This is a genomic window from Mediterraneibacter flintii (assembly GCF_055387595.1).
In genome coordinates, this window is sequence record NZ_AP031405.1 from 1,686,651 (window position 1) to 1,711,171 (window position 24,521).

Here is a 24,521-nt window from a genome sequence, read left to right on the forward strand (position 1 = left end):
AAGGAATGGTATGATGGGGGTTCATTTTAAACAAGAATGGTATGGTGCGCAAGCCAAGATTATAGAACAAGCGGAGGATTTTATCGTTGTGGATTATGGCTGCCAGGGGCGCGGGATCATCACAAATTACTTCCTTTTCGATGGGATACAGCTTTGCTTTTTAGATTTTGATACATCTGACTATATGCCTTCGCAAAAATTCAATCCTGATATTATTCAAATTACATATTGTCAAGAAGGCAGATATGAATGTGAATTTGCAAACCATACGGTGTCTTATCTGCCAGAGGGGTATTTTGGAGTTGCAGGAACACGTTACTTACCAGTATCATTTTCTTTTCCATTAAAGAGGTGCTTTGCTGTGAGCCTTGTGATTGATAAACAAATGCTTTCGACGTCTACCCGCAAGATAATGGAAGAAATTCCTGTCAATCCTGATAAAATAGGCGAAACACTGGGAATTGAGAAAAAGTGGTATGTAGGACAGCCGTCGGCAAGCCTTTGGCGTTTATTTTCAGAGATATATGAGGCAAAAGACTGTGAGCGTGCAGGATATTTTAAAATTAAATCGCTTGAATTACTTTATTATATGGAACGATTAACACAAATAAATAGCTGTGAGTTTAAATATTTTGACAAAAGACAGATACAGGCTGTAAAAGCAATCAGAGATTATCTTGTAGAACATTTAGACGAAAAAATTTCATTGGAGTGTTTAGCAAAGGAAGCACACCTGAATCTTACAGTATTTCATAATATTTTTTCTTATATATATGGAGATACTCCTTATGCTTATTTGAAAAAATATAAAATGAATCTTGCCGCAAAGCTTCTGTTAAATGGAAAGAGGAAAATTGGAGACATTGCTTTGGAACTAGGGTATAGTAATGCAAGTAAATTTGCAAAAGCCTTTCAATCGGTCTATGGAGTATTGCCAAAGGATTATCGGAAAAACAAATAGGAGGAATGGGCTATTTTTGCCTTAACCTTAAAGAAACAGAGTAGAAACACCTAACTGAAAACGATACAATAATGGCGTGGTTAGAAAAAGCTAACTGCGCCATTATTGTATTAGGAGGTATCGTGCAATGTCTGACACAAAGTCAAAAAAGACAAAATCAAAGACGGGACTGGCGCGCTGCATGGAATTAGCTTCTGATAGAAAAGGATTGATTTTTCTGTCTGCTCTCCTTTCTTCTTTAGCAGCGATTGCTTCTTTTATCCCGTACATAGCGGTTTACTTTATGATCCGCGAAATTTTAAATGTATTCCCGAATCTTGTCCAACTGGATATGGGAAGGATTATGAATTATGGGTGGCTGGCATTAGCCGGAATCATTGCGAATATTCTGCTTTACTTTTTGGCTATTTTTAGTTCGCATATAGCAGCTTTTGGCACGCTTTATGATTTGAAGGTGTTATTTGCAGACCACATTACAAAAATTCCTTTAGGATATCACCTTACAATCGGCAGTGGGCGCTTACGGAAAATCATGGACGAAAATATTGAAAGTGTGGAAGGCTTTATTGCCCATCAGTTTCCGGACTTTGTAGCGTCTATTACTGCTCCGATCGTAATGGTCATTATCCTTTTTGTTGTGGACTGGCGTTTTGGCCTTGCTTCCCTTGCCGGAATTATTCTGGCTTTTATAGTAGAATTTATTGGATTTGGCAGCGGAGCTATGAAAGAAAATATGGGAAAATATCAAAAAGCATCTGAGGAGATGAATAACGCTTCTGTAGAATATGTTCGTGGAATGTCAGTTGTAAAAGCATTTAATCAGACCGCGTCCTCATTTAAAAAGCTGCAAGAAGCTATCAGTGGCTATACAGAATGGGTTTTGAAATTTTCTCTGGGATGGCAAAACTGTATGCCGGCTTTCACAACCATTATCAACAATATTTATCTGATTTTAGTTCCGGTTGGAATTTTAATCGGATCAAACACAACTGATTTTAAAGAGTTTTCAATGAAGTTTATTTTCTACCTGTTATTTGTTCCTGCGATTGCAGGTGTTCTGAATAAAATTATGTATATTTCAGAATCCTTTATGCAGATTGATGGTAATGTTGCCCGTATGGATGAGATTTTAAATATCCCGGAAATGCCGGAAACAACTAATCCTCAAAAACCGCAGGGAGAAGATGTAGTTTTTGATCATGTAAGTTTTACTTATACTGGAAATAGCGAAGAAAAAGCATTGGAGCAAGTTTCTTTTTCAGCAAAACAAGGGCAGATTACTGCGATTGTCGGGCCATCCGGCGGTGGGAAAAGTACGATTGCCAATCTGATTTCCCGATTTTGGGATGTGTCTGATGGAAAGATTACAATCGGGGGCATAGATTTGCGAGACATGGCGCAAAACGATCTTATGCGTCAAGTCAGTTTCGTATTCCAGGATATTTTCTTGTTCAAACAGAGTATTTTAGATAATATCCGCATGGGGAATAAAAACGCCACAGAGGAACAGATAATTGCGGCCGCAAAAGCTGCACAATGCCACGAATTTATTTCAAAACTTCCAGATGGCTATCATACGATTGTTGGAACAAAAGGCGTTCATTTATCAGGCGGGGAACGACAAAGAATTGCGATTGCCAGAGCAATTATTAAAGATTCTCCGATTATTGTGCTGGATGAGGCGACTGCATTTAGTGATCCGGAGAATGAGTATTTCATTCAGAAAGCCTTTGAAAAACTTATGCAGAATAAAACAGTTATTATGATTGCCCACAGACTTTCTACGATTCGTAATGCGGATAAAATTATTGTTATGGAAAAAGGGCATATAGTAGAATCTGGCAAACATGATGAGCTGGTTGCTGCTGGCGGCCGTTATTCCCAAATGTGGAATCACTATACAGAAGCAATCAACTGGAAACTCAATGGAAAGGCGGTATAACAATGAGTAAATTACAGAAAGCCCTGTTTTTATCAGATAAAGGATACAAAGACTTAAAAAAAGCAATTTGGGCATGTACTTTGACAAATTTAACGCTGCTCCTTCCTTTCTGTGTTACGGTTATGATATTTAGCGAAATCCTGACACCCGTAGCAAACGGAGGGAATGTTCAGTGGAATCATATCTGGCTGTTATGGGGAGTTGGAATTATATCTGCTTTATTGGTTTTCCTGGCAGCCAAAAATGACTATCGTAAAACGTATATTGCATCTTATCAAGAATCCAATGCCACGAGGCTGCGGATCGCCGATCATTTAAGAAAGCTCCCGATGAGTTTTTTCAACACAAAAGATTTGTCCGAACTTACAACAAATATGATGTCCGATTGCAGTAGCATGGAATCCTTACTTAGCAGTACAATTCCACCTCTGATTGCAAATGGGATTACGGTAACTCTTACCTGTATCTTGCTTGCGTTCTTTGACTGGAGATTAGCTCTGTGCGTATTCTGTACAGTGCCTCTTGCTTTTCTGATTATCTGGTTAAGCAGAAAACAGCAGATCAAGTTGTTTGAAAAACAGGTCAAAGCAAAATTGAACGCTTCCGATCAGGTTCAGGAATATCTTGAAGGAATGAAAATTATTAAGTCCTGCGGATTAAGCGGCGTTCATTTTAAGTCTTTGGATCATGCTCTTTTAGCTATGAAAAAAATTGCGGTCAAAGTGGAAATGGCAGTTGGCGTCTTTATGTCCAGCGCAAGCATGATACTGCAGGCTGGTATTGGCATTACTATTTTTGTTGGGGCATTGTTATTGACAAGCGGAGAGATTGAGTTGCTTCCTCTACTGATGTTTTTATTGATGGTAACGCGCATTTATGGTCCTATTTTGTCCATTCTTGCCAACCTTTCTTCCCTGCTGAATTTGAATGTTGTTACGAACCGTATGCGGACGCTTTTGACAACTCCAGCTATGGAAGGAAAAGAAAAAGAAGTAGAAAATTGTGACATAGAACTTTCGCATGTTACGTTTGCTTATAATCAGGAAAATGTAATTAAAGATATTTCCTGTAAAATTCCACAGGGCAGCGTGACAGCGATTGTAGGACCTTCCGGAAGTGGAAAAAGTACCATTTCAAAACTAATTGCACGTTTTTGGGATGTTCAAAAAGGAGAAATTACGATTGGAAGGAGAGATATAAAGACTATAGAACCAGAAAGTCTGATGTCCTATATGTCTTTTGTGTTTCAGGATGTTACCCTGTTTAATGATACGGTTATGAATAATATACGGATCGGCAATCCAAATGCCACAGATGAACAGGTAATTGCAGCAGCGAAAGCAGCGTACTGTGATGAATTTGTTTGTGAAATGCCGGAGGGATACCAAACACTTTTAGGAGAAAACGGAAGTACATTGTCCGGTGGAGAACGTCAGCGTATTTCTATCGCACGTGCATTACTTAAAAACGCGCCTATCATTCTTTTAGATGAGGCAACCGCATCGCTTGATCCGGAAAATGAAGTTCTGGTTCAAAAGGCAATCGCAAAGTTAATCGAAGGAAAGACGGTCATTATGATTGCCCATCGGCTGAGGACTGTAGTAGATGCCGATCAGATCTTTGTTTTAGAAAATGGAGAATTAGTAGAAAGTGGCACGCACAGTGAATTGATGAAAAAGCAAGGCTTATATCAGAAATTATATCATATCCAGCAGGAAAGCATGGGGTGGGCTGTATAAGGAGGGGTAATAAAAAAAAACGAATATTTTAAATAAAATAGTCGCTAAAGTATTGACGCTTTTACGGCGGCATGGTATAGTTTTAATGCGACCAAAATAAAAATAACGGTCGCAAAATGGACATGGAGGTGAAAGACTATGTCGCCTAAAATATTTACTACCACCCAGAGGGAGGATCTGCGTATTAAAATGCTGGACGCAGGATTTGAACTCATTAAGCAGCATGGTATGACGCATGCGTCGGTGGAAAAGATCACAAAGGCAGCCGGTTTGGGAAAGAGTACCTTTTACAACTTTTTTTCCTCTAAGGAAGAGTTTGTGACTGATATTATGGAATACCAGAGAGACAGGGTGAAACGGTATTTTGAACAGATTTTGGACGGCAGGGAGAAAATGACTGCCGCTGAAGGCCGAGAGTATTTAAAGCTGATCGTGTTCAGCAGGAACAGTATCTATCAGTATCTTACGGCAGAGGATATGGAGAAGCTGCGAAACGCCTCATCTTCTGAGTGTACAACTCCGGATGACGCAGTCTATGACCAGAGAGAGAGGCAGATCATGGAGGGACTGCTGGCTCATATGGAAGGAGTGCGCGAGGATGTCGATATCCATGTGGCCGCGAATCTGATTAAGATCATGGCAATGGCTAAAGTCAACAGGGACGCTCTTCATACGGATGCTCTCGATAAAACACTGGAGCATATTTATGAACTGCTGTTTTCATTGATCTTTGAAGAGGACGCCTGACTGCGTCTTTCTTTTTTGACTGCTGGTTAGATATTACTAACCAAGAAAGGGTGGAGGATATGAAACAAACATCAAAAAAGGAGAAACAGGGGATTGCCCGTCTGTTTGAACTGGCAGGAGAGAGGAAGAATAAACTGACGCTTGCCTGCATTCTGGCCGTACTTTCTTCCGCGGCGCGGATCGTACCGTTTTTTACAATCTACGGAGCAGTGACGGAACTGCTGAAGCATTATACAAGCGTGGGAGACATAGACCAGAGAAAGCTGTTTACGCTTTGCGCCGTTACTTTCGCAGCGGCGCTGGTATATGGTATCTGCGCCTATGCTTCGTCCGCATTATCGCATACGGCGGCGTATGATATTATTTATGAGCTGCGGCTTCAACTGATGGAAAAGCTGGGGCGTATTTCCTCCGGCTACTTTACAAGTACCACACAAGGGGCGATAAAAAAAATCGTCTCCGATGACTCTGAACAGATTGAGGCGTTTCTGGCGCATCATCTGTGTGAGATCGCCGCAGCGGTAGCGACGCCGGTATTTACCCTGCTGTATTTATTTTACATGGATTGGAGGCTGGCGCTGGTGACGCTGCTGCCTATACTGATCTCTGTTTGTATGCTGGCGTCCTGCCTGCGTCAGCCGGATAAGGCGGCGCTTCAGGTGGAGCTTCACGATGCGCAGGAACAGATGCAGGGAACGATCGTGGAGTATATTCATGGTATGAGCGTAGTGAAAGTATTTAACCGGACGCTCAGCGCATTCAAAAGATATGAGGAGGATCTGGATCATTTTACGGACGTGGTGGATCGGACGGCGCGTGCCAACGCCAAACCAATGGGAGCATACTATGCATTCTTCGGGGCGCAGCTTCTCTTTCTTCTGCCTGCGGCTTTGCTGCTGATTCCTTACGCGGACAGCTATCTCGACTTTCTTCCGGTTATTCTGCTGTTCTTTTTAGTGGGCGGTGGTCTGAAAGAGCCGTTGGAAAATATGATGCAGATGGTAATTCTCTCCAACCGCATCATGGAGGGGGTCAAACGGATAGATAACATCTTACACCAGCCGGAGCCGGACAAGAATGGAACAGGTGCTCCTGCCGATTTTGACGTGGAGTTTTCAGATGTGGAATTTGCCTATAATGAAAATGCTCCGGCGGTGGAGCATGTTTCGTTTCGGCTACCTCAAGGAACGGTTACCGGACTGGTGGGGCCGTCCGGCGGGGGAAAATCCACTCTGGCACAGCTTTTACTGCGTTTTTATGAACCACAGGCAGGGAGTATCAAGATCGGGGGAGTGGACATCTGTGAGATTCCACCGGATCGTCTTGCTGATCTGGTGTCGTACGTTTTTCAGGATTCTGTACTGTTTACGGATACGGTCGAAAATAATATCCGAATGGGAAATACCGTCGCTTCTATGGCGGAGGTGGAGCAGGCGGCGAAAAATGCCGGAATCCATGACGTTATCATGGCGCTGCCCGACGGCTATCAGACTGTAGTAGGGAAGGACAATGCGTATCTTTCCGGCGGAGAAAAACAGCGCCTTGCCATTGCAAGAGTATTTTTAAAGGACACGCCTATCGTGATATTGGACGAGGCGACCGCCTATGCGGATGCGGAGAATGAGTCAAAGATACAGGCGGCTTTCAAGGAGCTGTCCCACAGTAAAACGGTGTTGATGATCGCGCACCGTCTAAAAACAGTGGAACGGGCAGACCAGCTTTTAGTGATGGAGAAAGGGTGCCTGGTTGGAGCCGGAACGCATGAGGAGTTGTTTTCCTCATGCAGGACATACAGGAATCTTGTAGAAGCCGACCGGCGGCGAGACCGTTGGAGCATTGGGAAAGGAGTGGCAAAGGGATGAAGATAAAGGAATGGTTTCGTATGATGACTCTGGGGCAGCAGGAGAAATACCTGAAGCTTATGCTGTGGTGTCTGTTTGACAGTGTCGTGATGTCTGTCCCATACGGGCTGATGCTGGGAGCTGTCTACTATCTGCTGACGCCGTTAGAGCAGACGAAAGCTTCACTTCCGACGACAGCGCTCTGGCTCGTGGCGGGAGGATTTTTAGCACAGCTTATCGTATATTTCTTTATACGGCAGAAAACTTACATAGACGCAAGCACAGGATACGCGGGGATCATCAAGGAATCGCAGATCACTTTGGGAGAACATCTGCGGCAGCTTTCTATGGGATTTTATTCTGTACGGGACGCGGGAGACTTATCGACCGTACTTTTGCGGGACTATCAGACTGTGGGAGATGTGTCGCAGATGATGCTTCCGCAGGTGGCAGTCATTTTGATCCGATTTGCTCTGGCAGCTGTGCTGCTCGCCATATTCGACTGGCGTATGACGTTTGCCGTCTTTCTGGTTATTCCTCTGGCGCTTCCGTTTGCTTTTGTGAGCCTGCACCGTATGGGGCGGATCAGCGTAGAGCTGCAAAAGGCACAAAGAGAGGTGGCGTCCGGCATTCTGGAATATGTGAATGGGATACAGACTCTCCGCGCTTTCCATGTGGCGGGGGAACGATTTCAAAGCCTGAAACGTTCTTTTGAACAGGAGCGCAGCGCGGCGATCCACATGGAGACAGGGGCGGCAGCTCCAGTCAGCATGATCGGGCGTTTCGTGTTAAGCTGCGGGATCGGTGTAGTGATGCTGGCCGGCGGAGTCCTTCTGACCAGCGGAGAATTAGAGCCGTTTTATTATCTGGCGTTTATGATTCTGACGCTCACGATCTATGAGCCGGTGCTTACTTTGTTTACCTTTATCGCTGATTTTTCACGCACTCGCCGCAGCGGGGAGCGTATCAGAGAGCTGTTTTTGGAAAAGTCCCTGCCGGAGCCGGAAAACGGCCAGAACCCGAAAGGGGCGGACATTACGTTTGAACATGTCTTCTTTGCCTATGGAGAAAAAGAAGTGTTACATGACCTGTCGCTTAAGTTTCCGGAGAGGAGTATTACGGCTCTGGTCGGCCCGTCCGGTTCAGGGAAATCCACTATCACTCGATTGGCGGCTCGCTTCTGGGATGTGACGAAAGGAACGGTGCGGTTAGGCAAAACAGATGTGCGGGATATGAAAACGGACGAGGTGCTAAGCAGGGTGAGTGTGGTCTTTCAGGATGTATATCTTTTCCATGATTCGGTAGAAGCAAATATCCGTATGGGGAAACCGGACGCTTCCATGGAAGAGATCATAGAAGCTGCAAAAGCGGCGGCATGCCATGACTTTATCATGGAGCTGCCCGACGGATATAAGACGGTCATAGGCGAGGGAGGCTCTACACTGTCTGGCGGCGAAAAACAGAGAATATCCATTGCCCGCGCACTTTTAAAGGATGCGCCCATCGTTCTGCTTGACGAGGCGACGGCATCCCTGGATCCGGAAAATGAAGTTATGATCCAACAGGCGATCTCCGCGCTGGTGGAAGAGAAAACAGTTATTGTAATCGCACATCGCCTGCGTTCTATTATGAGTGCTGATAATATCATTGTACTGGAAAACGGACGCGCAGCCGAGCAGGGAACACATGAACAACTGTTGGAGCAGGGCGGAATTTACGCCCGGCTGTGGGAGGAACAGAATCAGGCGGGAAGCTGGCGTCTGACAGATGGCTGTTCAAAAAGTAAGTAGAGTGCTATAATTGAGTCAGTGACCTTGCACATTCTTTTTTAACAAAGGAAAGACGGCTGTGACAGGAGACAGGAAAATTACAAAAAAGGAGACAAGCCGATATGCAGGAATTGAGATATTTGCGGGATAAAATTAAATCACCGGGGCCGGCCCCTTTTGTGACCCATGCTACCTATCCTGTGGAGGAAGGCCATGCCGATCTGTGGGTGTATGAGATTTTCTCTGGTGTTCATCTGATGGTGACAGATTTTGTGTGTGAGACCTGTTTTGAGGAGGGGATGGAGCAGGATGTCGTTTGTATTCATCATTGCGTTAAAGGGCGGTTTGAGTGTGTGTTTGACTGTAGAAATTATGTCTATATGGGTGAGGGAGATACCGCGCTCAACAGTATGCTCCGTCCGCCCATCGGAGCATCTTTTCCATTGCGGTACTATTTGGGCTCTACCATATCACTGATTCCGGAAGAGTGCGATGGTATTCCGGAGTTTTCTGCCTTTGGAATCAATGCTCGGGGAATATTTGAAAAATATTCGCTTGCAAAGCATTGCCGGCTGTTCCGCCGCAATGAAGCGACGGAGAGGATATACCAGGAGATATATGATTCCCTCCATGACCCGCAGCTCCCTTTTTTACGCTTAAAGTTGCTGGAATTACTGTACTATTTCCAGAACAGGCAGACAGTGCTGGAAGAAAATCGAGATTATATTCCAAAGAGTGTGACGGAAAAAATCAAGCACGTAAAGGAGCATCTTCTGGAGGATACGGAGAAACGACCGGGACTGCGGGAGCTAGCCTGTGAACATGGTTTAAGCCTGACCCAATTAAAGACAGGATTTAAACAAATTTATGGGGAGACGCCTTACGCTTATCTAAAACGGTATAAAATGCATCGGGCAGCAGCGCTTCTGACGGAAACGGATAAAAAAGTAGGGGATATTGCACAGGAGAGTGGCTATCAGAACGCAAGTAAGTTTGCCGATGCTTTCCGAGATGTGATGGGTATAACTCCTCTGCAATATCGAAATAAAAAAGAAAATCGGTAAAAGCATACTCCTCGAAAAAGAGGAGTATTTTTTTGACTTTTTGGAGCATTTTAGCTGTTTCATAATCCTTTTGGAGTAGCAGAGTCAAAAAGAAGTCTGTTATACTGTTGGTTAGTAGCAACTAACTAACAACTTTTTATAGAAAGAGGTAATTACATATGAAATCTAAGCTGACAACAAAAGACGTGATCGCAGCCGGCGCGTTTGCCGCTATCTACCTGGTATTGCTTACAATGCTGGCGGTGATGGTATTGCCCATTGTGCCAGTTTTGTATCTGGCTACTCCGCTTATCGCAGGTATTCTGCTTGGCACAGTATATATGCTTTACTGTGTGAAGGTTCCCCGTACTGGTGCAGTACTGATTCTGGCTGTCCTGGTGGGCCTCATTACATCTATGGCGAGTATCTATCCTATGATTGCCGCTGTGGTATGGGGGCTCCTTGCGGAGATAATTCTGGCAAAGGGCCGACGAAAATCTCCCAATGCGCTTTTGGTAAGTTACTGCGTGTTTAACCTTACCGCTATGGGGCCGTTCTTCTCTTTGCTTCTGGCAAAGGACGCTTTTCTTAAGACATGCGCTGTCTATTACGGTGAACAATATGCCCAGACTATTGACCGCCTGACTCCAAGCTGGATCATACTGATTTTTGTAGGGCTGGCACTGCTGGGTGGTCTGTTGGGAGGACTTTTTGGAAAGCGGATTCTGAAAAAACATTTTGATAAGGCAGGAATAGCGTGAGAGTTGGGTTCAAGATGGATCCGCGGAGCAAGCTGGCAGTATTTATAGCCGTTTGTCTGAGTGTCTTTTCCGGTATGTCGCGGATACAGGAGCTTACCCTGCTTGCTGTGTGTCTGTTCACTCTGCTGCTTTGCCGGCGGTGGAAAGGAGTGCTGTTGGCGACTGCCTTGTTTGCTGCCATGTCTTTGGGAGATGCCTTCCTTGTAAACAGGTTTACCGGAGCAGCGCAGTATCTGGTTTTACTTACCTGCAATGTACTTCGTTTTCTTTTGCCGCTGTTTATTTCGTTTTATGTGGTAACCAGGACTTCTACGGTGGGAGAATATATCAGCGCTTTTATGGCTATGCATTTGCCGGAGGTTGTTATCATGCCTATGGCGGTGATGTTCCGATTTGTTCCTACTATGAATGAGGAATGGCAGGCAGTGAGTCAGGCTATGAAGCTGCGTGGGCTGGCAGTGAGCTGGGGAAATTTCCTGCGCAAGCCTATGGTTATGCTGGAAATGGTGCTGGTACCCTTTTTACTCCAGTGTTCTACAGTTGTGGATGAGATGTCTGCAGCGGTAATGGCCAGAGGCTTTGACAAAGACCGACCTCGCAGCAGTTACAGGAAGGTGAAGATGCGGGCGGCAGACTGGATTTTTCTGACAGTTTCCATAGCGATTACTGTGTGGAATCTGTTTTGGTAGAAGGGAGGGATTGAATGCTTCGATTTGAAAGTCTTTCTTATGGCTATCCGGGCCGAGAAGAAATATTTGCCCTGCGGGATATTTCCCTTCGTGTCGCCTCCGGCGAGTGTGTCGTCCTCTGCGGACGCAGCGGCTGTGGAAAGACTACGCTCCTGCGTACAATCAACGGTCTGATCCCACATTTCTATGGAGGGAAACTAAAAGGAAGCGCAACGGCTGCCGGAATAGATATTGCTGCAGCCAGTTTGCCGGAAATCGCCCGGGTGGTGGGGAGTGTGTTCCAGAATCCGCGTACGCAGTTTTTCCACATGGACACCACAGGGGAATTGGCTTTCCAGTTAGAAAATCAGAATATGCCGCGTGAACAGATGCAGGAACGTATCAGGGAAGCAGCGGAGGAACTGAAATTGCAAAATCTTCTGGATCGGGATATTTTCGCGCTGTCAGGGGGAGAAAAGCAGCAAATTGCCTGCGGCAGCGCGTGGGCGGCCCGGCCGCAGGTGGTAGTAATGGATGAGCCTTCCTCCAATCTGGATATGTCAGGGATCAGACGGCTGCGGAGATCCATTCAGATGATGAAAGCAGCCGGAACGACGATTGTAATCTCGGAACACCGCTTATGGTATCTCTATGGCATTGCAGATCGGTATCTTCTGATGGAGGAGGGGCGCCTTCAGAGAGAATATGCACCCGTAGAACTCGTCGATCTTTCAGAGGCGAAGCGCCGCCGTTTGGGGCTGCGGGCAGTTTGCAGGGAACAGTTGCTTTCCATGTACCCCGAGGGCGGAAAAGTACCAGAAGCCGAGACAGGATTGGAGGTTGAAAGTCTTGTCTGTAAGCGTAAAGGGAAATTGGTGTTGGAGATTCCCCGTCTTTCTGTTCCGAAAGGAGCGATTGTGGCGGTCATTGGAGAAAATGGTATGGGAAAATCCACACTGCTGCTATGTCTATGCGGGCTGTTGAGGCATCAAGGTAAAATTCGTTTAGGCGGCAGACTGGTTCCCTTCAAAAAATTGCCCCAAATGGCTTATCTGGTGATGCAGGAGGCGGGGCATCAGCTTTTTTCCGATACAGTACTGGGAGAAGTGATGCTGAATCATCCCGAATTGACAGAGAGTGCAGGCTCTGGCTTCCTGGAGGAGATGGGGCTTGGAACAATGGGAGAGCGCCATCCAGGTTCGCTTTCCGGCGGCCAGCAGCAGCGGCTGTCTTTGGCTGTGGCGCTGTGCAGCGGCCGGAGACTATTGCTCTATGACGAACCTACCAGTGGGCAGGACGGGGAAAACCTGATTCGTACAGCGCGGCTGATTCAAAGAGCAAACGAGCAGGCAGAATGCTCACTTATCGTTTCCCACGATTCTGAGCTGATTCTGAAGTGTGCCAGTCATTTGATGGTGCTTCGGTCCGGACAAATGGAACAGTTCTTGCCCTTGGATAAAACGGGGGCAGAAGTTTTATGGAAAGTATTTGGTGAGAATCCAAACTATTAATGCAAAGAAAAGGAGACAAATTATGAATCATGTAAATGTATGGGAGCAGCTGGTTCGGCTGCCGTATCTTAATCTTTACAGCAAGCTGGTGAATGCTGCTTTGGAACTGGATGTTTTTTCTCAGCTTACTAAACCGGTAACGGCAGAAAATCTGGCCGCAAAGATGGGGTGGAATACAGCCAATACAGGGTATTTGCTGGGAGCCTTGTCTGCTCTGGGATTTGTGAAGCAGGAAGAGGGACAATATAAAAATACAGAAGAATCCATGCGATACCTGGTTAAGAGCAGTCCGGAATATTTGGGGGGATTTATTCTCTTTTACGGACAGAACGAGGGCATGGTTCCGATGGACGTAAAGAAACTCCTTGCCGAAGGCCCGCAGCCTATGCCGCAGATGGAAATGGAGCAGAATCTGGATTTCGCTCAGTACGGACAAATGCTTAGGATGTCAGAAGAGGGCTACCGTCAGCAGGAGCTCCTGCGTATTGTCCGCGCATTGCCGGAAAACGATGCTATCCGCAGGGTACTGGATGTAGGGTGTGCCACAGGGCTTTTGGGGCTTTCAGTGATCGGCGATCATCCAGAACGCAGCGGCCTGCTCTTTGATCAGATTCCTTCGCAGATTATTCAGGAATCTATCGAACGTATGGGGCTGCAGGGACAGGCCGAAGTACGGCAGGGGAATTTCCTTACGGATCCCGTCGGAGAAGGCTATGATTTGATTTTAGCTGTTTCCATCATGCTTTTTGCCAAAGGAAATATGGAGGCGCTGCTGAAAAAGTTTTATGACGCATTAAATCCGGATGGCGTACTGCTGGTGATCAGCGAAGGGATTGCACCGGACTTATCCAATCCCTGGGATATGGTAACGGGATACCTGCCTTATTATCTCAATGGTATGGATATGGGAGTAAAAGCGGGAGAAATTCCGGCGGCGGCCAAAAAGGCAGGATTTACCCGCGTAGAGACACATGCAGAAATCCTTTGTTCCGGTGAACAGGAAATTCATGTGCTGCGGAAATAAAAAATCTGCCGTTGCGGGAAAAAGTGTTTTGGCAGCGGCGGCTTGACAATTTGGGTTAATAAGAGTATATTTCAGATAGACACTCGTTCTGTATAAATAAGTTTCTATATTAAAGTTTAGGTTCGTAAAAATTCATTCGCAACAGACGGGAGGTGTGTGGTCTGAAAAAGAACAGTAAAAAGCCAGAAGTCAGACGCCAGGAATTGATTGATGTTGCCTCTGCACTTTTTGCAGAAAAAGGCTATGAGGAGGTTTCCGTTCGGGATATTTTGCAGATAGTAGGCGGAGCGCCAGGGATGTTCTATTACTATTTCAAGTCTAAGCAGGATATTTATATTGCAGCTATGGATCAGTATATTACCCGGCGATTGGAACGGAAATGCAAGATGCTTGAGGATGAAGCGGTTCCTTTTGATGAAAAGCTGTCCGTTTTTCGCAGCATGGTTGAAGAAGATATACAAGGTTACATGAAACGCTTTGTTCCGCAGGATAAGACCGCTATTTCTGATACGTCCTATAAACTCTATGATCTGGTGCACATGCTGGGACGTATGGCTGCTCCTTATTCCAAATTTATTTTACAGGGCATACGGGAAAACCGGCTGAATAACCGTTTCCATATTACGGAGGAAAATGCAGAAGCCTTTGCAACCTTTGTGTTATATGGCGCATGGGGAATGATCTACAATAACAAATTTACTGGCAGCGGTGGTTCTTATGATTTAGAAAATATATTAAAAATCACCGACCAACTATTTTATTGACCTTAAAACAAATTCATATATGACAATCACAACGGGAATGTTCCGCAAGGAGCATTTCCGTTGTGTCGTTTTAGGGGTACAGAACGAATTCGGTCTGTAAAAAAAGAAAAGTGAGGTTTGAAAGATGAAGCAAAATGAAATCACATGGGATACCTCTACGCCCTCCGGCAAAAAAGAGGAGAAGTCGAAACAGGGGATTCCCCGACTGTTGGAAATTTCCGGTGAAAAGAATACATCTTTTGCGGCCAGTGTTCTTTTTTCCGTACTCGGAACACTGTTTCAATTGGTTCCGTTTCTGTCCGTCTATCAGGTAATGGCGGAGCTTTTGCGCCATACAGCTACCGGCGCAGCACTAAACACAGCATTTATGATTCGCTGGGCTCTGTATGGGCTATCTGGTCTGCTCGTCGGGTATGGGTTGGCTTACGCTGGTGGTATGATGGCCCATACCTTTGCATACCGCGTAATCTGCGGCGTCCGTTTGAAAGTAGCGGAGCATATCGGCAGACTTCCGATGGGGTATGTTACCAAACATTCCATCGGAAAAACAAAACAGGTTTTGGACGCAGATGTGGAACAGATTGAAACCTTTCTGGCCCATCAGCTGCCGGATTTTGTAAGCACCCTTGTTATGCTGCTTACTATGTTTATCATCATGTTTTCCCAAAATGTCTGGCTGGCGCTGGCGTGTCTGATTCCAATAGCAGTCGGCTTTATCTGCCAGCTTGCAGTGATGTTAAAAATTTTAAAAAGCGGCGGTTTAAAAGAAAATTTTGACGCACTGGAAAAAATCAGTTCTTCTTCTATCCAATATGTACAAGGGATGCCTTCCATTAAAATATTTGGACAGACCGTAAAATCCTTTCGGAAGTTCTACGACGATATTATCAGCTATCGAGACTTCACTGCCAAAATGACCGAAGTAATTCGGCCCGGTTTTGTTCTCTTTCGGATGTTTGTACTGTCTGCGGCTACTTTTATTGTACCTGTCGGTCTGCTTCTGTTTTTACGAAATCCAGATGATGTATCATTTATGGTGACGTTTTTGTTTTTCTTGATTTTAGGACCCGGAGCAGCCGCGCCAACCTTAAAGCTGCGCAGTTTTTCCGAGAGCATGAATGTCATTACCGAGGGTGTAAAGCGTGTGGAGGAAGTGTTGAACGAAAAACCGCTGGCAGAATCGTCATATAAGGAAAGTCCGTCAGGGCAGGGAGAAGATCTGAACCGGCGGAGTAAAACCTCGGCGGACTTCGATATTTCTTTCCATAATGTGTCCTTTTCATACGAAAAAGAGGGACGGAAAATTCTTGACAATGTTTCCTTCTCCGCCAGACAAGGAGAGATTACTGCGCTTGTCGGCCCGTCCGGTGCAGGAAAGTCTACGATTGCAGAGCTAATCCCTCGTTTTTGGGATGTGACGGCTGGCAGTATTGAAATTGGCGGCGTCAATATTAAGGATATGTCGGTTTATGATTTAACGGAGCAAATGTCATTTGTGTTTCAGGAGAGCTTTTTATTTTCAGACACGATTTTTAACAATATCGCATTTGGAAAAACGGATGCCACGCAAGAGCAGGTAGAACAGGCTGCCAAAGCTGCCAGGTGCCATGATTTTATTATGGCGCTCCCGAATGGCTACCAGACGAAAATCGGTGACTGCGGCGTATATCTGTCTGGTGGAGAGCAGCAGCGTGTGTCTATTGCAAGAGCAATTCTGAAAAATGCACCCATCTTGATTTTGGATGAGGCCAGCGCCTATACAGACGCCGAGAACGAACATGAAATACAGATCGCGTTAAGCTCTCTGATACAGAATAAGACAGTGATTATGATTGCCCACAGGCTGAAAACAATTTGCAATGCCAACCAAATTTTAGTGATAGATAAGGGGCAGGTTAAGGAATACGGCACACACGAGGAACTCTTGAAGAGGCAAGGGCTGTACGCTTCTATGTGGGAGGCGGGCGTCAACTCGGATACATGGAGCATTCGGGACAGAAATCCTCAGGAGGACACGCCTGTGCCATCCGGTAAAAAAGACAGAAAGGAGATTGCGGAAGAATGAAACAATTGCTGAATGCTATTACCTGTAATGAACCAAAACGATTATTAAAGCCGGTATTTTGGAACGCCCTTGCAAATCTGTCAAACTTACTGCCATTTTTGTGTCTGGCTTATATTGTCGGTCAGATCTATAAGTATTTTGTAAGCGGGACACCAAACGGCAATTCTCTGTGGGCGGCATGGGCTGTTATGCTGATTTGTTTTGCTGTTACATGGATTTTTGAGAATATTGCCTGCAAATTAACGTACAGGGATGGTTTTATGGCGTCCGCCAACGGCCGGATTCAGTTGGCCGAACACATCCGCCGGCTGCCGTTGGGCTTTCTTATGAGCCGAAAATCCGGCGAAATTGGAAATACCATGATGAATGACTTTTCCCGAACCGAATCTGCTATGACGCACATCCTGCCGCAGATTATCAGCGGAGCAATTATGGCGTTGATTGCCTCCGGCGCTCTGCTGGCTGTAGACTGGCGCATGGGACTTGCCATGTTTGCGGGCTTTCCTGTCTCGCTTCTTATTATGTTTGGAATGAAGGGATTGGAAAGGCGGCTGGATACGCAGCTTTCACAAGCGAGAGTGAATCAGGCGGGAAAGCTTCAAGAGTATCTGTATGGGATGCGTATTATTAAGTCCTACAATATGCAGGGGACAAATTTTGAAAAACTAAAAAAGGCTTGTACAGACTACAGGGATGCTTGTATCAAGGTGGAGGGGAAAATTGGCCCTCTGAATCTGGTTGCGGCGGCGTTTCTTCGCTGCGGTTTACCTCTTATGACAGTAGTTGGCGTATTTCTTGTTGACGGCGGTACATTGACGGTGCCGGAGTTTGCTTTGTTTCTACTGGTGGGAACCCGTGTGTTTGACCCACTGACTGTTGCCGTTATGAATTATTCAGAACTGATGATGTGCAGTATGTCGGGAGAACGGATTTGTACCCTGCTGAACGAACCGGAAATGACAGGCAGCGGCGATACCCCGAAAGGACATGAAATTTGTTTCGAACATGTGAGCTTTAGTTACAAGGCGAATCTCGCTGAAAACAAAAGCGAAGGCGTGCCGGGACGCGGTGAAAAAGAGGTTTTGCATGATGTAAGCGTCCGGCTGGAACCAGGAACCATGACTGCCATTGTAGGGCCGTCCGGTTCAGGCAAAAGTACAATGCTGCGGCTGATTGCCCGTTTCTACGACCCTACGTCCGGCAGAGTATTGCTTGGCGGTTCTGATGAAAAGGAAATGGAGCCTGAAAAATTGATGAAAAACATTTCTATGGTTTTCCAGGAAGTGTATTTGTTCCAGGACAGTGTGGCAAATAACATCCGCTACGGAAAAGAGGACGCTACTCAAGAGGAAATTGAAAATGCGGCCCGCCTTGCAAACTGCTATGATTTCATTATGAAAATGCCGGAGGGCTTTGACACAATGATTGGCGAGGGCGGTTCCACGCTTTCCGGCGGTGAAAAGCAGAGAATCTCTATTGCGCGGGCAATATTGAAAAACGCACCGATTGTTTTGCTTGATGAGGCAACTTCATCCCTTGATCCCGAAAATGAGGCGGAAATTCAACAGGCAATCAGCCGTCTTGTGCAAGGTCGTACGGTTGTTGTGATTGCCCATCGCCTGAAAACAGTGATAGGGGCCGATACTATTCTTGTGCTGGAGCAAGGTCGGATTGTGGAGCAAGGTACCCATGAACAGCTTCTTGCCCGAAATGGCTTGTACGCAAAACTGTGGAATTTGCAGATTTTTGCTGAAGGATGGAAAATAAAGGGAAAAGAATAAGCAATGCGTGTATTGTAAGGAGGCAGCCGAGGCGGCTGTGAATGCAGTTAAAAGGAAACATAATAAAAATGCAACGATTTTTTACAATACGATAAAATGTCAGAAATATGTGGTATACTGAATACTAAGAGTTTGAGGTGTAGAACCAGTACAGATATAGAGAAAATGTATGAGAGTACCGCAAAGAGAAGAATTAGCGCCGCTTTGCGACGCACTGAAAGAAATGCTCGTTTTTCTGAAACAAAGTAAGAAGGCCAAAAGACCGTATTTCTGTCGTTTCCTGGATGCGATGAAAAACAATATTGAGATAGGAATGCACTTCAAGCTAGAGGATACAGAAGGGCTAGGCAAAGTATTAGTAAGAGATTGGTCTGCCGCCAACGACAAGCTGACGGGGATTCCTGACTATTGTATTTTACTGGAAGCAGAGGAAAAGAACAGGGAGGAAATCGCTTATTTTATAAGTCTTACGGAGAAAGTAGGAAAATTTTTCAAGTAGGAGAAAGAGAGGAGTTTCATATGCCGGCATTTTTAAAGGATATTTCTGCATTTTATGGGACTGGAGAAAAAAATGAGAGTGGACAGACGCTGGAAGAATTTCTGAAAGCCTATAATCCATATAAATATAAGACGCCCAGCTGTACAGCGGATGCAGTGGTGTTTGCTTATGAAGGGGAACAGATAAAGAATGTAGAGGAATTAAATCTTCTGCTTGTGAAACGTAAGAATCATCCAAGCATCGGCTTTTGGGCGCTTCCAGGCGGGTTTATCAATTTGCAGGAAAATTTAGACGATACGGTACGCAGGGAATTAGAGGAAGAAACAGGAGTACAAGGAATTTCTATGGAGCAGATAGGCACCTGGGGGAATTACAACAGAGATCCGAGAGCAAGGGTAATAACAACTGCCTATATGGCGCTGGTAAAGAAAACAGAGGTGAAGGTGCAGGCAGGGGACGACGCCGCGGCTGCTCTGTGGTGGGAAATCGGGTTAAAAGAAACAGAACATATTGAAAAGGACGGATGGAGCCAGACAGAATATCTTCTTCAATTAGAAAATAAAGAACAGGAAAGAAAAACAACGGCAGTTGTAGAAAAAAAAGAGAGAACAGGACTCATTCGTGAACAAAAGCTTTATGTCAAAGAACAGGGAGAAATTGCCGTAGATCATGCGGCTATTATTGTACAGGCATTGTTGATATTAAAACAACGAATAGAAAGTTAAATTGAATGTGTTAAACTAAATTGGCTGTTTAGCCTTATTATGTTATATCAAAAGCAATAAGATTCTTGTTATGTTGAATAGAGGTCAGAGCTGATAAAAAGCCCCGTTAAAGCGGGGCTTCATCTACATACGCCTGTAATTTGTTCAGAAATATTTTCACCGCAGGAGAAAAGGTCTGATATTTTTTCGTTACGATATAAAGTTCTACAGAAAGTTCGGGAACAATTCGGCGGAAGGACAGATTTCTTCCTTCGGTGTTTACAAGCCGATCAAGACAAAGGGCATAACCAACGCCGTGTTCTACTAGAAAGGTAGCATTATAAATCAGGTTATAAGTTCCAACAACATTCATTACAGAATAATCTGCGCCGAACCATTCTAGTTCCTGATGTCCGGAAAATGTCTGTTCTGCTAAAATGACAGGCAGAGTTTTTAATTGGTCAATATTGACTACCTCCTGAGAGGCCAGTTCGCAATCCTTTGGCATTAGAAGTCCAAATACATCTTTTTGATGAATGTTTAAGTAATTATATTTTTCCTGTCGGATTGGACCGAGTAAAAGTCCCATATCAATAAGTCCTTTATCAAGACGTTCTAATACTGTGTCCGCATCCCCGCTGTGAAGGCGTATTTTTACATGGGGATGCTGTATATGAAATTCTGAAAATATTTGGGCGATATAGTCCATGGCAACAGTTTCGCCGCAGCCGATCATAATATTTCCGCTTAAATCTTTTTTATCCATGTGGAAAGCTTCTTCTGTATTGTCCAATAATTGTAAAATTTCTCTGGCGCGGTCACGCAGAAAAAGCCCTTCTTCTGTTAAAGTCAATTTACGTTTACCGCGGATAAAAAGTTGTTTTCCCAGTTGTTTTTCCAGATCCATCATCTGTTTTGAGAGCGTGGATTGGGTTATGAATAATGTCTCGGCGGCTTTTGTTATATTTTCTTCTCGGGTGATTGCTAAAAAATAGTGTAAAAGTCTGGTTTCTATCATTAGTTCACCTCATATCTGCTGTTGGATTCATCTTAATTATATCTCACCTATCATTCCTGTCAACGATAATAGTTCATTATTAACAACTGTTTGTTATTTTATTGAGCTTCGTATATGATAAAAACAGAAGAAACGAGAAATCAAAAGTAAATGGAAGGTGAGAGAGTGAAAGGCTTATGCGTTGTGGTTTTGGCTTTAGTCATGGGGCTTGCTGGATGCGGCTCTGAATTAAACAATGAAAACCGTACAGAGAAACAGAGTACAGCATTAAGAGAAAGGGCAGAAACAATGAAAATCAGAGTGACGAATGAGGAATATGAAATTGTTTACCAATTAAATGACAGTACGGCGGCAAAAGGATTGTATGAACAACTCCCGCTTACATTAGAGGTAAAAGATTTTAGTACAAATGAGAAAACTTTTTACCCGCCAAAGGAACTGGATGTGACAGATACGCCAGTAGCAAATGCGGATAAAGGAACTTTGGCCTATTATGCACCGTGGGCGGATGTGGTAATGTTTTACGACTATTTTGGAACAGGAAACAGTTTATATGAGTTGGGCGAAGTGGTTTCTGGTAAGGAGAATATAGAGAATTTGCAAGGTACAATCATAGTGGAAGTTGTGGAATAAAAATTAAATTTAGGAAGGTAAGACCATGATAAAAAATATGAAATTAAACAACGGGGTAGAAATGCCTATGGAAGGTTTCGGAGTTTTCCAGGTATCAGATTTGGCATTGTGTGAGCAGGCTGTTTCGGATGCGCTGGATTGCGGGTATCGCTTGATTGATACAGCAAGTTCTTATCAGAACGAGGAGGCTGTCGGCAGGGCAATCCAGAGGAGCAATGTTCCCCGGGAGGAGCTTTTTATCACTACAAAAGCGTATATCCAACAGATGGGATATGACAATACGATGAAGGCGTTTGAAGAGTCCCTAAAGGCCCTTGGGGTGGAATATTTAGACCTTTATCTGATTCATATGCCTCTTGGCGATTATTATGGCTCATGGCGGGCAATGGAGGAGTTGTATAAAGCAGGGAGAATCCGTGCCATTGGCGTAAGCAATTTCCTTCCGGATCGTCTTATGGACTTATGCTATAACGTAGAAGTGATTCCGGCGGTAAACCAGATTGAAAGGCATCCTCATTATCAGCGGGCAGAGCATCTGGAAGTAATGAGAAAGCTTGGCGTACAGCCTCAGGCATGGGCGCCGTTTACGGAAGGGTTAAAGGGAATGTTTACGGAGCCGATTTTGACAGAGATTGCAGAAAAGCATGGAAAGACAGTCGCACAGGTGATTCTCAGGTGGAATGTACAAAATCAAGTGATTGTTATTCCCAAATCTGTCCATAAGGAGAGAATGGAAGAAAATCTGAATATCTGGGATTTTGAACTGGATGAAGAAGATATGGAAAGGATTTGTATTTTGGATAAGAATTGTCCGTCCATGTTGGACACATTGAAACCGAGCGAAGTAAAAAGAGTATATGATTATCTGAATAATCCGGTGCTGACGAGTTTATAGAAATGGGGAGGTATGAAATGAAGATTACAATCTTGGAAGGAAGTCCACATAAAAAGGGCTCATCAAATTTACTGGCAGAGCAGTTTATCAAGGGTGCAGAGGAGGCTGGACACATGATTTCTGTACTTGATGTAGCACACATGGATATACATCCATGTATGGGCTGTGGTCATTGCGGCATGAATGGAACGTGCGTTTTTAAAGATGACAATGCGGTTGTCAGGGAGGCTTTGCTTCATGCAGATATGGCAGTGTTTGTTACTCCTATTTATTATTTTGGAATGTCAGCTCAGCTAAAAATGGCAGTGGATCGGTTTTATAGCTATACAACGGTGTTGTCCGGCAAGCATTTGAAAACAGCATTGATCACTGCGGCATGGGATTCTGACGAGGATGTAATGCCTTATACAGCACAGCATTATCAGAAGTTATGCCGTTATATGAATTTTGAAGATTGTGGAATGATTTTGGGAACTGGCTGTGGTACGCCGGAGCTGACCAAAAAGACAGAGCATATGAAAGCAGCGTATGCTCTTGGGAAATCACTGTAAGGACAGGGGAGTGAAAGCAATGTTGAATATAGAAGTTCATGGAGCAGTGTTGAAAGTCAAGATGTGTGAAAATAGTTCTGCAGAAGCGGTAAAAGAATTACTGCAAAAAGAACCTGTGACTATGGAAATGAAAGACTATGCACATATGGAGAAATTCGGTGATTTTGGAGTGCATCTGCCGAAAAATGATAAATACATTACAACTTCTGCAGGAGATGTTATTTTGTCAGAGGGAAATCTGCTGGTCATCTATTATGCTCCAAACACTTGGAATTTCACGAAGATCGGAAAGGTTCAAGGGGTATCAGAGGCAGAACTGAAAAAAATTCTTGGAAAAGGGAACATCAAAGTAACTTTAACATGGGATGAAGAGGAAATGAAAAATTAGGAGGTTAGACGTATGTTTTGAAATTTTACTTACTTTCAGAGAAAGTCTTTCATTTAAAATGTAAAAGATAAGGAAAAAATGCTTCTTGGCGGAAGCGTTCCCCAAGAGGCATTTTATGTAATTATCTTTGGTATCAATCATTTGTCTTTATAATGACAGAATGATCTGTTTTGCCAAATCAGAATTTCTTAGTATGGCTCGTCCTATTCCTATCATATCGGCTTTTTCTGTCTGTAATAATTCTTCTGCCGCTTCTTTCGTAGTAATTCCACCCGTAAGGATGACCGGAATATGAACTGCTTTTTTGATTGGTTCGGAAAGTTCGCTAAAATATCCCTGTCGCTTTGTTTTGGGAGAGATATAAGAACAAAAACCGCCTGAAATATCTAATAGGTCAATTCCGGCCTTTTCAAATTCTTTACATGCGGCAATACTGTCTTCGATAGTGATACCGCCTTCCATATAATCGCAGGCTCCCAGCCGCAAAGCAATCGGATAGGAATTTCCTACTCGTTTCCGAACAGCATGAATAATTTCCAGATGTAATTCCATTCTTCCCTGAAGGGTTGCGCCGCTATATTTATCGGTTCTTTTATTTGTGAGTGGAGAAAAAAACTGATTTAATAAATAGCCGTGTGCTGAATGAATTTCCACACCGTCATATCCGGCGCTTTTGGCTCTGAATGCGCCCTCTGCAAAATCAGCAATCACTTTATCAATATCACTTTGTGTCATTTCTTTTGGCAAAAACATATTCGTTCTTCCAGCGGGCAGAGGTACGGCGCTGGCGCTTAAAAGGTCGAAACCCGTTATTTCTTTTTGGGTTGCGCCTCCGGCATGATTGATTTGTGCAAATACTTTCGTATTGTGATTGTGAATGACAGATACGATTTTTTCCAGCTCTTTTATATCGCTGTCCATGGAAATAGAAACCTGCCCTTTGTGAGCTTTTCCCTGCCTGGATATGAAACTGTGTTCTGTTATAATGAGGCCGAAATAGCCTCCCTTGGATTTTTCTTCGTAGTATTCACAAAGTTCGTTTGTCACCTTTCCGGCCGGACTTGCTTTGGCAGTTGCCATAGGCGGCATAACCAAGCGGTTTTTAATTACGAAATCTTTGACTTGAATTGGTGTATTTAATAAACCCATCATATCGTCTCCTTTACGCAATCATCCATATCTGTTATTATTATACTGCATGATTCAGAAAAGGAAAG

Annotated in this window: 22 protein-coding genes; 20 read left to right on the plus strand and 2 right to left on the minus strand. The window is 44.4% G+C overall.

Annotated elements, in window-relative coordinates; genetic code table 11:
- Positions 1-10: 10 nt before the first annotated feature.
- The 16 genes from ACZ5C4_RS07935 (at position 11) to ACZ5C4_RS08010 (ending at position 19,840) form a co-directional block, all read left to right on the plus strand.
- Complete coding sequence (locus ACZ5C4_RS07935; RefSeq protein WP_464520525.1) at positions 11-961, plus strand: helix-turn-helix domain-containing protein; 951 nt, start codon at positions 11-13, stop codon at positions 959-961.
- Between the two features lie 127 nt (positions 962-1,088).
- The gene (locus ACZ5C4_RS07940) at positions 1,089-2,903 is read left to right on the plus strand and encodes an ABC transporter ATP-binding protein (protein WP_464520526.1); all 1,815 of its coding nucleotides are present in this window, start codon (positions 1,089-1,091) and stop codon (positions 2,901-2,903) included.
- A gap of 2 nt (positions 2,904-2,905) precedes the next feature.
- Entirely contained in the window at positions 2,906-4,642 is a 1,737-nt protein-coding gene (locus tag ACZ5C4_RS07945) for an ABC transporter ATP-binding protein (protein WP_464520527.1), read from the plus strand.
- A gap of 138 nt (positions 4,643-4,780) precedes the next feature.
- Positions 4,781-5,389 carry a TetR/AcrR family transcriptional regulator gene (locus ACZ5C4_RS07950; RefSeq protein ID WP_464520528.1) on the plus strand — a complete coding sequence of 203 codons (609 nt, stop codon included), beginning with the start codon at positions 4,781-4,783 and terminating at the stop codon, positions 5,387-5,389.
- Between the two features lie 59 nt (positions 5,390-5,448).
- On the plus strand, positions 5,449-7,251 hold the full coding sequence (locus ACZ5C4_RS07955; protein WP_464520529.1) for an ABC transporter ATP-binding protein: 1,803 nt from the start codon (positions 5,449-5,451) through the stop codon (positions 7,249-7,251).
- Complete coding sequence (locus ACZ5C4_RS07960) at positions 7,170-9,020, plus strand: ABC transporter ATP-binding protein (protein WP_464520530.1); 1,851 nt, start codon at positions 7,170-7,172, stop codon at positions 9,018-9,020. The genes ACZ5C4_RS07955 and ACZ5C4_RS07960 overlap by 82 nt, the downstream gene beginning before the upstream one ends.
- Before the next feature lie 101 nt (positions 9,021-9,121).
- Positions 9,122-10,063 carry a helix-turn-helix domain-containing protein gene (locus tag ACZ5C4_RS07965; protein ID WP_464520531.1) on the plus strand — a complete coding sequence of 314 codons (942 nt, stop codon included), beginning with the start codon at positions 9,122-9,124 and terminating at the stop codon, positions 10,061-10,063.
- A gap of 158 nt (positions 10,064-10,221) precedes the next feature.
- Positions 10,222-10,803 (plus strand): MptD family putative ECF transporter S component, encoded by a 582-nt coding sequence (locus tag ACZ5C4_RS07970; protein ID WP_464520532.1) that lies wholly within the window; start codon positions 10,222-10,224, stop codon positions 10,801-10,803.
- Positions 10,800-11,492 carry an energy-coupling factor transporter transmembrane component T gene (locus ACZ5C4_RS07975; RefSeq protein ID WP_464520533.1) on the plus strand — a complete coding sequence of 231 codons (693 nt, stop codon included), beginning with the start codon at positions 10,800-10,802 and terminating at the stop codon, positions 11,490-11,492. The genes ACZ5C4_RS07970 and ACZ5C4_RS07975 overlap by 4 nt, the downstream gene beginning before the upstream one ends.
- Positions 11,493-11,506: 14 nt before the next feature.
- Positions 11,507-12,982: an ABC transporter ATP-binding protein gene (locus tag ACZ5C4_RS07980; RefSeq protein ID WP_464520534.1), complete on the plus strand. Its 1,476-nt coding sequence runs from the start codon at positions 11,507-11,509 to the stop codon at positions 12,980-12,982.
- A 22-nt stretch (positions 12,983-13,004) separates the two neighbouring features.
- Positions 13,005-14,006: a class I SAM-dependent methyltransferase gene (locus ACZ5C4_RS07985; protein ID WP_464520535.1), complete on the plus strand. Its 1,002-nt coding sequence runs from the start codon at positions 13,005-13,007 to the stop codon at positions 14,004-14,006.
- A 152-nt stretch (positions 14,007-14,158) separates the two neighbouring features.
- Complete coding sequence (locus tag ACZ5C4_RS07990; protein ID WP_464520536.1) at positions 14,159-14,770, plus strand: TetR/AcrR family transcriptional regulator; 612 nt, start codon at positions 14,159-14,161, stop codon at positions 14,768-14,770.
- 124 nt (positions 14,771-14,894) lie between these two features.
- A complete protein-coding gene (locus ACZ5C4_RS07995; RefSeq protein WP_464520537.1) occupies positions 14,895-16,835 on the plus strand; it encodes an ABC transporter ATP-binding protein in 1,941 nt (646 codons plus the stop codon).
- Entirely contained in the window at positions 16,832-18,616 is a 1,785-nt protein-coding gene (locus tag ACZ5C4_RS08000; protein ID WP_464520538.1) for an ABC transporter ATP-binding protein, read from the plus strand. The genes ACZ5C4_RS07995 and ACZ5C4_RS08000 overlap by 4 nt, the downstream gene beginning before the upstream one ends.
- Before the next feature lie 169 nt (positions 18,617-18,785).
- Positions 18,786-19,115: a hypothetical protein gene (locus ACZ5C4_RS08005; protein WP_464520539.1), complete on the plus strand. Its 330-nt coding sequence runs from the start codon at positions 18,786-18,788 to the stop codon at positions 19,113-19,115.
- Between the two features lie 20 nt (positions 19,116-19,135).
- On the plus strand, positions 19,136-19,840 hold the full coding sequence (locus ACZ5C4_RS08010; protein ID WP_464520540.1) for an NUDIX domain-containing protein: 705 nt from the start codon (positions 19,136-19,138) through the stop codon (positions 19,838-19,840).
- A 106-nt stretch (positions 19,841-19,946) separates the two neighbouring features.
- On the opposite strand, the gene ACZ5C4_RS08015 is transcribed toward ACZ5C4_RS08010, so the two are convergent.
- A complete protein-coding gene (locus ACZ5C4_RS08015) occupies positions 19,947-20,837 on the minus strand; it encodes a LysR family transcriptional regulator (RefSeq protein ID WP_464520541.1) in 891 nt (296 codons plus the stop codon).
- A gap of 150 nt (positions 20,838-20,987) precedes the next feature.
- Between ACZ5C4_RS08015 and ACZ5C4_RS08020 the strand changes: the two genes are divergently transcribed.
- The 4 genes from ACZ5C4_RS08020 to ACZ5C4_RS08035 are packed head-to-tail and all read left to right on the plus strand — an operon-like array spanning position 20,988 to position 23,304.
- Positions 20,988-21,470 (plus strand): cyclophilin-like fold protein, encoded by a 483-nt coding sequence (locus ACZ5C4_RS08020; protein ID WP_464520542.1) that lies wholly within the window; start codon positions 20,988-20,990, stop codon positions 21,468-21,470.
- A gap of 25 nt (positions 21,471-21,495) precedes the next feature.
- Positions 21,496-22,365: an aldo/keto reductase gene (locus tag ACZ5C4_RS08025; RefSeq protein ID WP_464520543.1), complete on the plus strand. Its 870-nt coding sequence runs from the start codon at positions 21,496-21,498 to the stop codon at positions 22,363-22,365.
- Between the two features lie 17 nt (positions 22,366-22,382).
- Positions 22,383-22,916, plus strand: coding sequence for a flavodoxin family protein (locus ACZ5C4_RS08030; protein ID WP_464520544.1), 534 nt, complete (start codon positions 22,383-22,385; stop codon positions 22,914-22,916).
- A gap of 19 nt (positions 22,917-22,935) precedes the next feature.
- Positions 22,936-23,304, plus strand: coding sequence for a cyclophilin-like fold protein (locus ACZ5C4_RS08035; protein ID WP_464520545.1), 369 nt, complete (start codon positions 22,936-22,938; stop codon positions 23,302-23,304).
- 147 nt (positions 23,305-23,451) lie between these two features.
- On the opposite strand, the gene ACZ5C4_RS08040 is transcribed toward ACZ5C4_RS08035, so the two are convergent.
- Positions 23,452-24,456 (minus strand): NADH:flavin oxidoreductase, encoded by a 1,005-nt coding sequence (locus tag ACZ5C4_RS08040; RefSeq protein WP_464520546.1) that lies wholly within the window; start codon positions 24,454-24,456, stop codon positions 23,452-23,454.
- Between the last annotated feature and the right edge of the window lie 65 nt (positions 24,457-24,521).